We start from the raw sequence: 15,353 nt of genomic DNA on the forward strand, positions 1-15,353 counted from the left end.
ACGGAGGCGAACAACGTCATGTCCAAGCGTGACTACTACGAAGTGCTGGGCGTCGACAAGGGCGCCGACGGCAAGGAGATCAAGAAGGCCTATCGCCGGCTGGCACAGAAGTACCATCCGGATCGCAATCCGGACGATCAGCAGGCGGCGGAGAAATTCCGCGAGGTCTCCGATGCCTACGAGGTGCTGTCCGACGACCAGAAGCGCGCGGCCTACGACCAGTTCGGTCATGCCGGGGTCGACGGCCAGGCCGGCGGCGGTTTCGGTGGCGGCGGTTTCGGCGGTGCCGGGGCCGGTGGTTTCAGCGATATCTTCGGCGATGTCTTCGGCGATATCTTCGGTGGCGGCGGTGGTCGGCGCAATCCCAACGCGCCCCAGCGCGGCAGCGATCTGCGCTACAACCTGGAGCTCGATCTCGAGGATGCCGTCTTCGGCACCACGGTCGATATCCGCGTACCGCGCCACGTCGAGTGCGAGCACTGCGACGGCAATGGCGCCGAGCCCGGTTCCAGCAAGGAGACCTGCCCGACCTGTCACGGCCAGGGTCAGGTGCGCATGCAGCAGGGCTTCTTCGCCGTGCAGCAGACCTGCCCGACCTGCCACGGCAGCGGCCAGGTGATCAAGGTGCCGTGCCGCAAGTGCCACGGCGAGGGCCGTGTACGCGAGACGCGCACGCTGTCGGTGAAGATCCCCGCCGGGGTGGATACCGGCGACCGTATTCGTCTCAACGGCGAGGGCGAGTCCGGGCTCAACGGCGGGCCGGCGGGCGACCTCTACGTCCAGGCCGATATCAAGTCCCACCCGATCTTCGAGCGTGACGGGCGTCATCTGCACTGCGAAGTGCCGATCAACTTCGTCGACGCTGCCCTGGGCGGCGAGCTCGAGGTGCCGACCCTGGAGGGCCGGGTCAAGCTCAAGATCCCCGCCGAGACCCAGACCGGCAAGCTGTTCCGGCTGCGCGGCAAGGGCGTGAAACCGGTGCGCGGCGGCCCCGCCGGCGACCTGCTGTGCAAGGTCGTGGTGGAGACTCCGGTCAATCTCTCCGAGGAGCAGAAAGAGCTGCTGCGCAAGTTCCAGGAGAGCCTGGGCAGTGCCAGCCGCCACTCGCCCAAGAAAGAGGGCTGGTTCGACGGCGTCAAACGCTTCTTCGAAGACATGAAGCCTTGACCTCGGCGCCGCTCGCAGGTCCATGAGAAAGCCCCCGCCGGATTCGTCCGACGGGGGCTTTGTCTTGGTGGCGATGTCTTGGTGGCGCTGTCGTGCCGACCCGCAGATCGCGGCGGCTAGCCCGCGTCCGAGGTCTCCTCCCAGTCCTTGACCGTACTCGAGAGCGCCTTGAGCCGGTCGACGGCCAGCTTCGACACCGGATCGAGCTGGCTGCCGTCCTCGTCGGCGTAGGCGATGATGTCGCGCTTCATGGGGCGCGCCCAGAACTTCTTGAGATGGGTGGCGACCTGTTCGGCCGCCTGGGCATCGTCGCCGTGATGGCGGTTGTTGAGGCTGATCTGATTGATCATCTTGATCAGCGACGCCGTGTTATCGCTCATGTCCGTCTCTCCCCGGTTGGTCGAATCCTGCCGCGCTCACTTGAGCGCGGCCGGGGCGTCGTCGGCGGCGGCCAGATAGTGCTGCTGGCGCGCGTCGAAGTGCTGGAAGTGCTGCTGCCACGACGAGGGCTGCGACACCTTCTCCACCTGGACCGCAGTCACCTTGTACTCGGGGCAGTTGGTGGCCCAGTCGGAGTTGTCGGTGGTGATCACGTTGGCCCCGCTACCGGGGTGGTGGAAGGTGGTGTAGACCACCCCCGGTGCCATGCGCTCGCTGATACGGCAGCGCAGCACGGTCTGGCCCACGCGGCTGCTGATGCCCAGCCAGTCGCCATCGGCGATACCGCGCAGCTCGGCGTCGCTGGGGTGGATCTCGAGCACGTCCTCGGCATGCCAGGCGCTGTTGGCGGTGCGCCGCGTCTGGGCACCCACGTTGTACTGGCTGAGGATACGCCCGGTGGTCAGCAGCAGCGGGTAGCGGCGGCTGGTGCGCTCCTCGGTGGCGACGTACTCGGTGATCGCGAAGTGTCCCTTGCCGATGGGGAAGTCCAGCGCGTGCATGGTCGGCGTGCCGTCGGGGAAGGCATCGTTGCACGGCCACTGGATGCTGCCGAGTTTCTCCAGCTTGGCGTAGCTGACCCCGGTGAAGGTCGGCGTGAGGCTGGCGATCTCGTCCATGATCTCGGACGGATGGGTGTAGTGCATCGGGTAGCCCAGGGCGTTGGCCAGGTCCTGGGTGACCTCCCAGTCTTCCTTGCCGGCCACCGGCGGCATCACCCGGCGCACCCGGTTGATGCGCCGCTCGGCGTTGGTGAAGGTGCCGTTCTTCTCGAGGAAGGTGGCTCCCGGCAGCAGCACGTGGGCGTACTTGGCGGTCTCGTTGAGGAAGATGTCCTGCACGATCAGGCAGTCCAGCGAGCGCAGCGCCGACTCCACGTGCTGGGTGTTGGGGTCCGACTGGGCGATATCCTCGCCCTGCACGTAGAGCGCCTTGAAGGTGCCGGCGATCGCAGCGTCGAACATGTTGGGGATGCGCAGCCCCGGCTCGTCGTCCAGCGGGGTGTGCCAGACCGCCTCGAACTTCTCGCGCACCGCCGGGTCGGCGACGTGCTGGTAGCCGGGCAGCTCATGCGGGAAGGAGCCCATGTCGCAGGAGCCCTGGACGTTGTTCTGACCGCGCAGCGGGTTGACGCCGACCCCTTCGCGGCCGATGTTGCCGGTGGCCATGGCGAGGTTGGCGATGCCCATCACCATGGTCGAGCCCTGGCTGTGCTCGGTCACGCCGAGGCCGTAGTAGATCGCCCCGTTGCCGGCGGTGGCATAGGCGCGGGCGGCCTCGCGGACCGTGGCCGCCGCGACGCCGGTCTCGGCTTCCAGCGCCTCGGGGGCATTGCGCGGCTCGCTGATGAAGTCGCGCCACTGCTGGTAGGCGCCGTCTTCACAGCGCCGTGCGATGAAGTCGTGATCCTCCAGCCCCTCGGTGACCACCACGTGGGCCAGGGCATTGACCAGCGCCACGTTGGTGCCGGGCTTGAGCGGCAGGTGCAGGCTCTTGCCGCCGTGGGGTGTCTTGAGCAGGTCGATCCGCCGCGGGTCGGCGACGATCAGCGTCGCGCCCTGGCGCAGGCGGCGCTTCATCTGCGAGGCGAACACCGGGTGGGCGTCGGTGGGGTTGGCGCCGATCACCAGGATGGTGTCGGCCTTCATCACCGAATCGAAGGTCTGGGTACCGGCGGATTCGCCCAGAGTGGTCTTCAGCCCGTAGCCGGTGGGCGAGTGGCATACCCGCGCACAGGTATCGGTGTTGTTGTTGCCGAAGGCGGCGCGGATCAGCTTCTGCACCAGATAGGTCTCCTCGTTGGTGCAGCGGGAGGAGGTGATGCCGCCGACGCTTTCGCGTCCGTACTGGGTCTGGATCTCGCGCAGACGCCGAGCGGCGAAACCGATCGCCTCTTCCCATGAGACCGCACGCCACGGCTGATCGATCGAGTCGCGGATCATCGGCTCCTTGATGCGATCCTTGTGGGTGGCGTAGCCGAAGGCGAAGCGACCCTTGACGCAGGAGTGGCCGTGGTTCGCGTCACCGCCCTTGTAGGGCACCATGCGCACCAGCTGATCGCCCTTCATCTGCGCCTCGAAGGAGCAGCCGACGCCGCAGTAGGCGCAGGTGGTGACCACGCTGTGCTCGGGCACGCCCTGCTCGATCACGCTCTTCTCCATCAGCGTCGAGGTGGGGCAGGCCTGCACGCAGGCGCCGCAGGAGACGCATTCGGAGTCCATGAACGGCTCGTTCTGCCCGGCGGCGACCTTGGAGTCGAAGCCGCGCCCCTCGATGGTCAGGGCGAAGGTGCCCTGGACCTCGTTGCAGGCGCGCACGCAGCGCGAGCAGACGATGCACTTGCTGGGGTCGAAGCTGAAGTAGGGGTTGGAGGCGTCGGTCTCGGCGTCGAGATGATTGGCCCCCTCGAAACCGTAGCGCACCTCGCGCAGGCCCACCGCGCCGGCCATGTCCTGTAGTTCGCAGTCACCGTTGGCGGGGCAGGTCAGGCAGTCCAGCGGGTGATCGGAGATGTAGAGCTCCATCACGTTGCGACGCAGCTTGGCCAGCCGAGCATTCTGGGTGGTGACTGCCATGCCCTCGCTGACCGGCGTGGTGCAGGAGGCCGGCAGGCCGCGGCGGCCCTCGATCTCCACCGCGCACAGGCGGCACGAGCCGAACGCTTCGAGGTTGTCCGAGGCGCACAGCTTGGGAATGGTGATGCCGGCGAGCGCCGCGGCGCGCAGCACCGAGGTGCCTTCGGGCACGCTGATGCTGTGGCCGTCGATGGTCAGCGCCACCTGCGTCTCGGAGAAACGCGCCGGGGTGCCCAGGTCGCGGGCGAACTGGGCGGCGTGGGATGCGTCGGGTTCGAAATATTGCAACATGCTTACCTCCCGCCTTCGGCCTGGGGCCGGGTCAGGTCATCGGGAAAGTGCTTCATCACGCTCTGCACCGGGAAGGGGGTCATACCCCCCATGGCACACAGCGAACCGTCCACCATGGTCTCGCACAGGTCGGCGAGCAGGACCAGATTTTCGTCGGCAGCGTCGCCGGCACGGATACGGTCGATCACCTCGACGCCGCGCACGGCGCCAATCCGGCACGGCGTGCACTTGCCGCAGGACTCCACCGCGCAGAACTCCATGGCGAAGCGCGCCTGGGCGCCCATGTCGACGCTGTCGTCGAACATCACCACGCCGCCGTGGCCGACCACACCACCGAAGGCGGCGAAGGCCTCATAGTCGAGCGGGGTATCCCACTGGCTCTCCGGCAGATAGGCGCCCAGCGGGCCGCCCACCTGCACCGCCTTGAGCGGGCGGCCGCTGCGCGTGCCGCCGCCGAAGCTCTCCATCAGCTCGCGCAGGGTGGTGCCGAACGCCAGCTCGACCAGCCCGCCGCGAGCGACGTTGCCGGCCAGCTGCAGCGCCAGGGTGCCGCGGGACTTGCCCATGCCGTAGTCGGCGTAGGCCTGGCCGCCCTGGTCGAGGATGAACGGCACCGCGGCCAGCGAGAGCACGTTATTGACCACGGTGGGCTGGCCGAACAGACCCTCGATCGCCGGTAGCGGCGGCTTGGCGCGTACCAGCCCGCGCTTGCCCTCCAGGCTCTCCAGCAGCGAGGTCTCCTCGCCGCAGATATAGGCCCCGGCGCCCAGGCGGACTTCGAGGTGGAAGGCGTGGCCGCTGTCGAGGATGTTCTCACCCAGATAGCCGGCGGCCTCGGCGCGGGCGATCGCCTCGTCGAGCATCGCCTGGGCCAGCGGATACTCCGAGCGCAGATAGATATAGCCCTGGGTGGCACCCACGGCGAGCCCGGCGATGGTCATGCCCTCGATCAGCATGAAGGGATCGCACTCCATCACCAGGCGGTCGGCGAAGGTGCCGGAGTCACCCTCGTCGGCGTTGCACACGATGTACTTCTGCGCCGCCGGGGTGTCGTGCACGGTCTGCCACTTGATGCCGGTGGGGAAGGCCGCACCGCCACGTCCGCGCAGCCCCGAGGCCTTGACCTCGTCGACGATAGCCTGGGGCGTCAGCGCCAGCGCCTGTTTCAGGCCGGCGAAGCCCTGCCGTGCGGTGTAATCCTCGAGCGCGAGCGGGTCGGTCAGACCGATGCGCGAGAAGGTCAGCCGCTGCTGGCGCGCCAGATAGGGGTGGGCTTCGATGTCGCCGAGGGCCAGCGCGTGCTCCTGCCGGCCCTCGAACAGGCCGGCGTCGACCAGAGCGTCGACGTCGGTGGGGGCGACCGGACCATAGGCCACCCGGCCCGTTGCGGTCTCTACCTCCACCAGCGGCTCCAGCCAGAACAGCCCGCGGGAGCCGTTGCGCTTGAGCTGGATCGCCACGCCCAGACGCTCGGCCGCCCGTGTCAGGCGCGCCGCCACGGCGTCGGCGCCGAGCGAGCGGGCGGTGGTGTCACAGGGCACATAGATCGTGGTCGTCATCACTTTACCTCCACCACGGTGGCGCTCAGCTGCGCCGCCAGCCGATCGAAGCCGGCGGCGTCCATGCGTCCGTGGATCTCGTCGTCGACCCGCAGCGACGGCCCGCAGGCGCAGTTGCCGAGGCAGTAGACCGGCTCCAGGGTGAACTCGCGATCCGCCGTAGTCTCATGATAGTCGACCCCCAGCGCGGACTTGACGTGGGCTTCCAGCGCCCGCGCGCCCACCGCCTGGCACGCCTCGGCGCGGCACACCTGGATCACGTGGCGCCCCGGGGGATGGGTGCGGAAGTGGTGGTAGAAGCTGATGATGCCGTGCACTTCGGCGCGGGTATGGCGCAGCGCCTCGGCGATCATCGGCACGGCGGCGTCGGGGATATAGCCGTGCTGCGCCTGGATGGCGTGCAACAATGGCAGCATGGCCCCGGGGCGCGCGGCGTGCTGGTCGATCACGGCCTGGAGCTGCGCCGCCAGCGCCGTGTCGGCGGGCTGCGGAGTGGGGTGTGACATGGCCTGTTTCTCATCGAGTCGGTGGCTGGTCGTGTACATGGCCTGCCGCGATCGGGTTTGTCAGGAGCCCGCGTCAGTCCATCGTCTTGGAAATCACTGCCTCAATGCCTGCACGCGCGAAGGGCTGCGTTGCGCGGTACTCGAGAACTCGCCTAACAACCTGTTATGTCTCGTTCTCTGCGTGCCGTGCGCCTTGCCTTTCATCGCGTTCGGCGACTGATGCAGCGCTTCCCTTATATGAAATATTGTTCTTAACTGATTTAAGTGGATGCCGCTGAAGCCCAAACTAGCACTCCCATCGAGCGCGCAAAATATGAACGACAATGCTTAGAAAAAAGTTGAATATCACCCCCGCGTGGCTGTTTCGCAGCGATGAGGGCGAGCTGCTCGATCCGGTACTGTTCGCGCTGCTGGCGAATCTGCGCGAGAGCGGCAAGCTGACCCATGCGGCCCAGGCCGCGGGGATCTCCTACCGCCACGCCTGGAATCTGCTCAATCGCGCTGAAAACTTTTTCGGCATGGCGCTGGTGGACATGCGCAAGGGGCACGGCACCTGGCTGTCGCCACTGGGCGAGACGCTGTCGTGGTCCGAGCAGCGGGTCAAGGCGCGTCTGGGGCCGCAGATCGACAGCATGGCCTCGGAGCTCAACCATCAGCTGCAGCAGCTGGTCGCAGGCGCCCACCCGGTGCTGCGCCTGCACGCCACCCATGGCTATGCCGTGGCGCTGCTGCCGGGCTTCGCCGGCGAGCTCGACCTGCGCTACTGCCAGCCGGAAGAGGCGCTGAGCGCGCTGGAGCGCGGTGACTGCGATCTGGCCAGCTTTCACCTGCCCACCTCGCCGCGCCTGGCGGCGCAGATGATGCAGGCTTACCAATCGGCACTGTCGCGGCAGCGGCTGCGGGTGATCCGCTTCGTCACCCGGCGCCAGGGGCTGATCCTGCGCCGCGGCGAGCGCGCGCGCATCACCGGGCTGGCCGACCTGACCCGCCCCGGGGAGCGCTTCATCAACCGCGATATCCACTCGGGCACGCGGTTGCTGTTCCGGCTGCTGCTGGCCGAGGCAGGGATTGCCGAAGCGCAGATCCAGGGCGCCGAGCAGGAGGAGTTCACGCACACCGCGGTGGCAGCCTACGTCGCCTCCGGCATGGCCGATGTCGGTTTCGGGCTGGAGGCCGCGGCGGCGCAGTTCGGGCTCGATTTCCTGGGGCTGGCCAGAGAGCACTACCTGCTGGTGTGTCCCGAAGAGCGTCTGCGGCGTCACAACGTCCAGGAACTGTTGGCGTTCATGAGTTCGGCACCCTTTCGCGCCCGGCTGGAGGCGCTCACCGGCTATGCGCCGGATCGCTGTGGCGAGGTGCAGACCTTCGAGGCGCTGCTGGCGGAAGATCGAGGTGAGGAGGGCGGGGCGCTGGCGTGTGATCCTTGAGCGGTACCTGAAACGCCAGAGGCGCCCCTGGGGGGCGCCTCTGGCGTAGAGCGTCTTGCACAACCGCTAGACGACGTGGGCTTATCCGGTGGCGGGGCCCGAAGCGTCGGACCGTTACGAGGGCGCTGTGAACCCCTCCCTGGGCGCTACCTTTGCCGTCCCTGGCAAAGGACCCTCGCTTTGCCCCGCCCCCGGCGCCCATCGTCAGAGGGTTGGGAAATGGGCTCATAGGATACCCGCGCCGGGCACGTCTTCGGTGCGCCGGCACGGGTGGGCGAAGCGCTGCCTCAGAACAGTGCGGCAGCCTTGGCCAGGGCGATGTAGAGCCCGATCAGGAAGGGCACGCCGACACCCAGCCAGGCGAGTACGCCGCCGATACCGAAGCTGCCGCGGGCAGCGGTCTCGGCGTTGGCCGCGACGGTGTCTTCCTTCTGCAGCGCGCGCTCGCGGGCCAGCTCCTCGTCGCTCATCTGCTGCTCCGGCTTGACCGGCTTGACCAGGGCGTTGCAGATCAGGCCCAGGAACAGCAGGCCGGCCATGATGTAGAGCGTGCGGTCATAGACCAGGCTGGGTTCGACGCCGGCATCCAGCTGGGCCTGGCGCAGCGCGGCGATGATCAGCGGGCCGACCAGGCCAGCAGCGGTCCAGGCGGTGAGCAGGCGGCCGTGGATGGCGCCGACCATCTGGGTGCCGAAGATATCGGCGAGGTAGGCCGGCACCGTGGCGAAGCCGCCGCCGTACATGCTCAGAATGACGCAGATCGAGATCACGAACAGCCCGGCCATGCCCAGGTGGCCCCACATCGGCAGCAGGCAGTACATCACGATGCCGATGACGAAGAAGCAGTAGTAGGTGTTCTTGCGCCCGATCTTGTCCGACAGCGAGGCCCAGAACAGGCGTCCGACGCTGTTGAACAGACTGATCAGCCCCACCAGACCGGCCGCTGCGGCCACCACGGCGGCTTTCTGCGCGGCGCTGAGCACCGCCTCGCGGTCATCCAGACCTACCAGGGCGCCGCCGAAGACATCCTGCAGCATCGGGCTCGCCATCGAGATCACCGCGATACCGGCGGTCACGTTGAGGAACAGTACGCCCCAGATCAGCCAGAACTGCTTGGTCTTCCAGGCGGTGTTCAGGTGCACGTGGCCGTGGGCGATCATGGCGTTGGCACTGGCTTTCTTCGGCGGTACCCAGCCGGCCGGCTTCCAGCCGTTGGGCGGGACGCGGAAGCCGATGGCGCCGCAGGCCATGACGATGGCGTAGATCACCCCCATGGTGATCAGGGTCATGGCCACGCCGGTGCCGCCGTCGGCGGCGTAGTGCTTCATCAGCACCACCGCCAGCGGTGCGCCGACCATGGCGCCGCCGCCATAGCCCATGATGGCGAAGCCGGTGGCCATGCCGCGGCGGTCCGGGAACCACTTGATCAGGGTCGAGACCGGGGTGATGTAGCCCAGCCCCTGGCCGATACCGCCGAGCACGCCACAGCCGAGATAGACCAGCCACAGCTGATGCTGCATGACCCCGATGCCGCCGACGATCAGGCCGCCGCCCCAGCACAGCGCGGCGATACAGCCGGCCTTGCGCGGGCCGGCGTGCTCGAGCCAGGCGCCCCAGATCGCCGCGGAGACGCCGAGCATGGCGATGAAGATACCGAAAACATAGGTGACCTGGGCCACGCTCCAGTTACAGCTGGTGGTGGTCAGTGCCTGCAGTAGGCCGAGATTGCTGCAGCTGGCCGGGGCGTCGGCGATCTGCTGGCTCATCGGCAGCCAGAACACCGAGAAGCCATAGGCCATGCCGATACACAGGTGAATGGCCAGTGCCGCGGTCGGCACCAGCCAGCGATTGAAATTGGGGCCCGCGATGGTGCGCTCGCGGGAGAAGAACCCCGCACCGGCGCTGCCGCTGGCGCCCTGGGCGGCTTGGTTGATCCCACTCATGCTCGTTCCTCTTTGCATTTTTCGTATTGTCGGCGCTGACGCGGTGGCCGGATGGCAGCCGCGTGCACTACATCGGCCGCAGGCGGGCCGTCTTGAGGAAGTCGTTGCCTATGAAAAGCTGTGCCTATCAGGTCGCAGACAGTCACGGAAGACGTCGTGCGCAGGATCGAATCTCACCGGGGTGGCTGGCAACTAGCGAAAATCATTATGCATGGATATGCATAGGAGTGGGCGCGGCCGATGTGCTCAGGGTGCAGCGTCCGGTTCGACCACGGCGGGTTCGACCACGGCAAAGCAGGTCAGCAGGGTGCGCTGCATCAGGCTGAAGTTGTCGTCGCTCACCATCAGATAGCGCCGGCCGCCGAGGCGGGTCAGACCCTCGAAGTTGTCCACCGACCAGCCGTCACCGTTGGCCAGCCGGGCCAGATCGGTGACCGCTACGCTGCCGTCGCTGGCGAGATGGGCGCGGCGCAGCCGTATCACCAGTGAGGCCGGCGGGGTGAAGGCGCGTTCGAGGGCGAGCAGATCGCCGTCGAGGGTTTCCAGGGCGGTCAGCGCGGCATGGGGGTCGTCGCTGAGCGGATAGCGCCAGCTGTGCTGGCCGTCGAGGGTGAACAGCCGGGTGAGCTTGGGCGGCCAACCCGCGGGCGGTTGCTCGATACCTCCGATCAGCCCGTGATCGGGGGTATCGGTCAGCGCCTCCAGGCCACCGTTGGCCGCGACGTCGGACAGTGCCGCGGGGCGGTGGGGCGGTTCGCTGGCCAGCCCCGACGGGTAGAAGCGCTGCCAGCGGGCGTCGCCTTTGCCATCCGCCGCCGGGGCGCCTTCGAAGCCGATGACCAGTTGGGTGTTGCCGCGAATGCCATCGTTGGCGTGTTCGAGTGCCAGCGCCTCGGCGTCGCTGCGGCGGCTCTTGAGAATCGCGCCGTTGACGTCGCGCAGCGGGTAGGTGTCGAGCGGTTCGTAGCCGCGCAGTTCGCCGCTGCCGCTGAAGCTGAGCCGGGCACGGTGCAGCCAGCCGCGGTCCGAGATCAGGAACAGCAGCGATTCGTCGGCATCCCAGCCGAGGTCGGAGAGCCCGCCGACCGGGGTACCATCCTGCCACTTACCGGGCAGTGCCAGGGTGCCGCACCAACGGATGTTCGGCGTGCTGGCGAGCAGCGCATCGGGGGCCAGGGCAGTGTGCTGCGGCGTGGCGCTGCAGCCGGCCAGCCCCAGCGTGGTCAGGGCCAGCAGGGCGGCGGATGCCAGCGGGGAGCGAGAGCGGGAACGCGCGGACATGACGGCTCCGGTGATCAGGGGACTTTCCTACTCTAGTCCATGGCAATCCACACCGTTGACCTTCGGCGCGACGCGGCGCACCCGGGTATAATGTCGCGCTCGCTGAAGCCGAATCATCCCGTCCCCGAGGAGACGCCTTTACCATGCATGACACCACCGACCGGCCGCTGGCCGGCATTCTGCTGCGTCTGCTCTCGGGGCTGCTGTTCGCCGGCATGCTGGTCTGCGTCAAGGCGGTCAGCGACGAGGTGCCGCTGGGGCAGACCGTGTTCTTCCGCTCTGCCTTCGCGCTGCTGCCGATCGTCGTCTTCATGCTGTGGCGGCGCGAGTTCCCGCGCGCCCTGGCTACCCGGCGCCCGCTGGGCCATCTGCTGCGCTCGGGCCTGGGGGCGGCGGCGATGTTCGCCTCCTTCGCCGCGGTGGCACGGCTGCCGGTGGCCGAGGCGACCCTGCTGGCCCAGTTGGCGCCGGTGGCACTGGCGCTGGGCGGCATCTTGCTGCTGGGCGAACGCCTCACGCGCCATCGACTGGTGGCACTGACGCTGGTGCTCGTCGGGGTGGGGGTGCTGATCCTGCCCGAACTGCGCGGCGGCCCGGCGCCGGCGCGGATCACCGGTTACGCCCTGGGTATCGCCGCCGCGCTGCTCACCGCCGGGGCGCTGCTCACGGTGCGGCGTATCTCGCGCACCGAGACGCCCGCCTCGATCGCGTTCTACTTCGTGCTGGTGACCACGCTGGCGGGGCTCGCCACCGCCACCCTGGGTTGGGTCTCGGTCGCCTGGCCGACGCTGGCGCTGTTGGTGCTCGCGGGGCTGTTCGGCGGCGCGGCGCATATCTGCATGACGCTGGCGCTGCGTATGACCGAGGTATCAAAGCTGGCGCCGTTCGAGTACGTGGCGCTGATCTGGCCGATACTGGCGGATCTGTGGCTGTTCGGGCAGCCGCTCTCGAGCGGTTTCGTGCTGGCGCTGCCGCTGGTGCTGGGAGGTGCCATGCTGGCGGCGCTGGAGGGGCGGCGGCTGGGGTGGCCGCGGCGCCGCCTGGGCACCAGTGAGCAGGGCGCGGGCGACTAGGTCGTGTACGAGAAGTCGCCGCGGGTAGGCAGTTTCCGGGCAGTAGCTAGATGGCGGCTTCGACGATCAACTGCGGTCTTCCCTGGGAGCAGGGCTCGATGCGCGCCTCGACCTGGAAGGTGCGGCGCAGCATCGGTGGTGTCACCACCTGTTCGCAGGGGCCGCAGTCGACCAGCCGCCCACTTTCGATCACCAGCGCCTGATCGGCGAAGCGCATGGCGTGGCCGAGATCGTGGAGCGCGGCGATGATCAGCATGTTCCGCTCCTGGGCCAGCCGGCGCAGGATGCTGAGCAGGCTGATCTGGCGGTGGAGGTCGAGCGCCGAGGTGGGCTCGTCCAGCAGCAGGATATCGGGAGACTGCACCAGCGCCTGGGCCGCGCCCACCAGCTGCCGCTGGCCGCCGCTCAGGTTGCCGATGTCGCGCCCGGCCAGGGTATCGATGCCGAGCGCCGCCAGCGCCTTGTCGACCTCGGCGAGATCGGCATCCGCCACCTTGAGACGACGCCCCTGCATGCGCGCCAGCAGGACCGCTTCGTAGACCGTCAGCACCGCGGTGGCGCCGTTGTCCTGGGGCATGTAGGCGATCGGACGCTCGCTGCGGGTGCCGGTGATGCGCACCTCGCCATCCCCCTCGAGCAGTCCCAGGATGCGCCGGAACAGGGTCGACTTGCCCGCCGCGTTGGGGCCGAGCAGGGCCACCACCTGGCCGCCGTGCAGCGTCGGCGTGGAGATGTCGGCGAGGATCTGGCGGCGGCCGTAGCGCGCCGAGAGGCGGTCGAGCGTCAGCGTTACCATGCGTTCTTCTTGTGGTTGAGGATCAAGAACAGGAAAAACGGAATCCCCACCAGCGAGGTGATGATGCCGATCGGAATGATGGTGCCGGGGATGATCACCTTCGACAGCACCGAGCCCACCGAGAGCATCAGTGCTCCGCACAGCGCCGAGCCGGGCAGGAAGAAGCGCTGATCCTCACCCAGCAGCAGGCGCGCGATGTGCGGCCCGACCAGCCCGACGAAGCCGATGGTGCCGACGAAGGAGACCGCGATCGCCGCCAGCAGCGAGACCATGATCAGCACCTCCAGGCGCAGCGCCCGCGGCTTGACGCCCAGGCTCTCGGCCTTGGCGTCGCCCAGGCGCATGGCGGTCAGCGCCCAGCCGTGGCGGGCCAGCAGCGGTACCACCACTGCGAGCACGGCGAAGGCGATGCCGAGCTTGGGCCAGGTCGCCTTGGTCAGGCTGCCCATGGTCCAGAACACCACCGCGGAGACCGCCTGCTGGCTGGCGAAGAACTGGATCAGCGCCATCAGCGAGTTGAAGATGAACACCATGGCGATGCCCAGCAGCACGATGGTCTCGATCGTCACCCCGCGGCGCATGCTCAGGAAGTGGATCGCCAGCGCGGTCAGCATCGCCATGATGAAGGCGTTGAGCGGGATCGCGTAGTCGACCAGCGCTGGCACCAGGGTCACCCCGAAGGCCAGCGCCAGCGCGGCGCCGAAGCTGGCGCCGGCGGAGATGCCGAGGGTGAAGGGGCTGGCCAGCGGATTGCTGAGGATGGTCTGCATCTGCGCGCCGGCGATCGACAGGCTGGCGCCCACCACCAGCGCCATCAGCGCCACCGGCATGCGGATCTGCCACAGGATCACGCGCAGCGAATCCTCGACCGAGCCCGGGGTGAACAGCGCCGCGATCACCTGGTCGAGACCGAAACGCGCCGGCCCTAGGGCGAGGTCGACGCACAGGCTGGCGAACAGCGCCAGGGTCAGCGCGGCCAGGATCAGCTGGCGCCGCAGCACCAGCCGGCGATAGAGGTTGGCGTCTTCGGCCGCGGCCGGGGTGAAGGCCGCCGCACGCGACGGCGCGGCGGCCACGCGGGAACTCTCAGTCGTCATGCAGGGATACCCAGTAACCGGGGGCGTAGTCCACCGGCAGGAAGCGCTGGTGCAGCTCGCGCAGGGTGGCTTCGGGATCGAGATCGGCGAAGAGTTCCGGATGGAACCACTTGGCCAGGCGCTGCACGGCGACGAAGTAGTAGGGGCTGTTGTAGAACTGATGCCAGATGGCGTGGACCTGGCCGTCCTTCACTGCCGCGATGCCGCTCATGGCGGTGCGATGGGTCAGGTTCTCGAGCTTGGCCCGCGCCTTCTGCATGTCCGCGCCCGGCCCCACGCCGACCCAGTTGCCGCCGGGCACGTAGGCGCCCCAGTTGCCGCCGGTGACCACCACCTGATCGGGGTTGGCGGCGATGATCTGCTCCGGGTTGAGGGTGCCGAAGGTGGCGGGGATGATGCCGTCGGCGATGTTGTGCCCGCCGGCCAGCTCGACGTATTCGCCGAAGTTGCCGGGACCGAAGCTCATGCAGCAGTCGTCGGAGTAGCCGCCGGCGCGATCGATGAACACCTTGGGTCGCGCCGGGTCGGCGGCGGCGATCTTGTCGGTGACCCGGGCCATCTGCGCCTGGGAGAAGTCGATGAAGGCCTCGGCGCGCTGGCTGTCGCCGAGCAGTCGGCCCATCAGGCGCATCGAGGGAATGGTGTGCTCGAGCGGCTTCTCGCGGAAGTCGACGTAGACGATCGGGATGCCCAGCGCGGCCAGCTTGGTGTCGTAACCGGCATCCTCGGTGGCGGCCTTGGCCTCCAGGTTCATCAGCACCACGTCCGGATGCAGGCTGGCGGCCTGTTCGACATCGAAGGTGCCATCCTTGAAGCCGCCGAAGGTGGGGATCTGCTTCATCTCGGGAAACTTGGCGGCGTAGGCGGCGTAGTTGTCCGGGTCGGCCTCGGCGAGGTCGTGGCGCCAGCCCACCACATGGGCGAACGGGTTGTCGGGCTCGAGCGCGGCGAGCAGGTAGATCTGGCGCCCCTCACCGAGGATGACGCGCTTCACCGGCGCTTCGACGCTCACCTGGCGGCCGGCGATATCGGTCACCGTGATCGGATCGGCCCAGGCGCTGGCGGCACCGCCGAGGGCGAGGCTGATGAGGGCGAGACGGGCGAGCCTCGCGGCATATCCGGCGAAGAGAGAGCGTGGCTGAGTCACGATGAGATCCGGGCAGTGGGGCAGATGGATTTGTTACGCATGATTCTTATTT

The 15,353-nt window shown here is 68.1% G+C and carries 12 protein-coding genes; 3 read left to right on the top strand and 9 right to left on the bottom strand.

Going from position 1 to position 15,353, the window contains the following annotated elements; all coding sequences use genetic code 11:
* Nucleotides 1-18 precede the first annotated feature (18 nt).
* Nucleotides 19-1,167, top strand: coding sequence for a molecular chaperone DnaJ (gene dnaJ / locus ABV408_RS01280; protein WP_353980745.1), 1,149 nt, complete (start codon nucleotides 19-21; stop codon nucleotides 1,165-1,167).
* Between the two features lie 116 nt (nucleotides 1,168-1,283).
* Here dnaJ and ABV408_RS01285 read toward each other — a convergent pair whose 3' ends face one another.
* The 4 genes from ABV408_RS01285 to ABV408_RS01300 are packed head-to-tail and all read right to left on the bottom strand — an operon-like array spanning nucleotide 1,284 to nucleotide 6,537.
* Nucleotides 1,284-1,547, bottom strand: coding sequence for a formate dehydrogenase subunit delta (locus tag ABV408_RS01285; protein ID WP_353980746.1), 264 nt, complete (start codon nucleotides 1,545-1,547; stop codon nucleotides 1,284-1,286).
* 36 nt (nucleotides 1,548-1,583) lie between these two features.
* Complete coding sequence (gene fdhF, locus ABV408_RS01290; protein WP_353980747.1) at nucleotides 1,584-4,472, bottom strand: formate dehydrogenase subunit alpha; 2,889 nt, start codon at nucleotides 4,470-4,472, stop codon at nucleotides 1,584-1,586.
* A gap of 2 nt (nucleotides 4,473-4,474) precedes the next feature.
* Nucleotides 4,475-6,031 carry an NADH-ubiquinone oxidoreductase-F iron-sulfur binding region domain-containing protein gene (locus ABV408_RS01295; RefSeq protein WP_353980748.1) on the bottom strand — a complete coding sequence of 519 codons (1,557 nt, stop codon included), beginning with the start codon at nucleotides 6,029-6,031 and terminating at the stop codon, nucleotides 4,475-4,477.
* Nucleotides 6,031-6,537 carry a formate dehydrogenase subunit gamma gene (locus ABV408_RS01300; protein ID WP_353980749.1) on the bottom strand — a complete coding sequence of 169 codons (507 nt, stop codon included), beginning with the start codon at nucleotides 6,535-6,537 and terminating at the stop codon, nucleotides 6,031-6,033. The genes ABV408_RS01295 and ABV408_RS01300 overlap by 1 nt, the downstream gene beginning before the upstream one ends.
* A gap of 338 nt (nucleotides 6,538-6,875) precedes the next feature.
* Between ABV408_RS01300 and ABV408_RS01305 the strand changes: the two genes are divergently transcribed.
* Nucleotides 6,876-7,964 carry a substrate-binding domain-containing protein gene (locus tag ABV408_RS01305; protein WP_353980750.1) on the top strand — a complete coding sequence of 363 codons (1,089 nt, stop codon included), beginning with the start codon at nucleotides 6,876-6,878 and terminating at the stop codon, nucleotides 7,962-7,964.
* A 287-nt stretch (nucleotides 7,965-8,251) separates the two neighbouring features.
* On the opposite strand, the gene ABV408_RS01310 is transcribed toward ABV408_RS01305, so the two are convergent.
* The gene (locus ABV408_RS01310; protein WP_353980751.1) at nucleotides 8,252-9,907 is read right to left on the bottom strand and encodes an OFA family MFS transporter; all 1,656 of its coding nucleotides are present in this window, start codon (nucleotides 9,905-9,907) and stop codon (nucleotides 8,252-8,254) included.
* A gap of 246 nt (nucleotides 9,908-10,153) precedes the next feature.
* Nucleotides 10,154-11,188, bottom strand: coding sequence for an esterase-like activity of phytase family protein (locus ABV408_RS01315; protein WP_353980752.1), 1,035 nt, complete (start codon nucleotides 11,186-11,188; stop codon nucleotides 10,154-10,156).
* A gap of 143 nt (nucleotides 11,189-11,331) precedes the next feature.
* Here ABV408_RS01315 and ABV408_RS01320 point away from each other — a divergent pair, with 143 nt between their 5' ends.
* Nucleotides 11,332-12,261: a DMT family transporter gene (locus tag ABV408_RS01320; protein ID WP_353980753.1), complete on the top strand. Its 930-nt coding sequence runs from the start codon at nucleotides 11,332-11,334 to the stop codon at nucleotides 12,259-12,261.
* A gap of 46 nt (nucleotides 12,262-12,307) precedes the next feature.
* On the opposite strand, the gene ABV408_RS01325 is transcribed toward ABV408_RS01320, so the two are convergent.
* Genes ABV408_RS01325 through ABV408_RS01335 form a run of 3 tightly spaced genes read right to left on the bottom strand, consistent with a single transcriptional unit; the run spans nucleotide 12,308 to nucleotide 15,241 of the window.
* On the bottom strand, nucleotides 12,308-13,057 hold the full coding sequence (locus ABV408_RS01325) for an ABC transporter ATP-binding protein (protein ID WP_353980754.1): 750 nt from the start codon (nucleotides 13,055-13,057) through the stop codon (nucleotides 12,308-12,310).
* Nucleotides 13,051-14,154, bottom strand: a complete 1,104-nt coding sequence (locus ABV408_RS01330) for an iron ABC transporter permease (RefSeq protein ID WP_353980755.1) — start codon at nucleotides 14,152-14,154, stop codon at nucleotides 13,051-13,053. Before ABV408_RS01330 ends, ABV408_RS01325 begins: the two co-directional genes overlap by 7 nt.
* The gene (locus tag ABV408_RS01335; RefSeq protein WP_405049935.1) at nucleotides 14,144-15,241 is read right to left on the bottom strand and encodes an ABC transporter substrate-binding protein; all 1,098 of its coding nucleotides are present in this window, start codon (nucleotides 15,239-15,241) and stop codon (nucleotides 14,144-14,146) included. Before ABV408_RS01335 ends, ABV408_RS01330 begins: the two co-directional genes overlap by 11 nt.
* Between the last annotated feature and the right edge of the window lie 112 nt (nucleotides 15,242-15,353).

It is taken from the genome of Salinicola endophyticus, from assembly GCF_040536835.1.
Taxonomy (GTDB): domain Bacteria; phylum Pseudomonadota; class Gammaproteobacteria; order Pseudomonadales; family Halomonadaceae; genus Salinicola; species Salinicola endophyticus_A.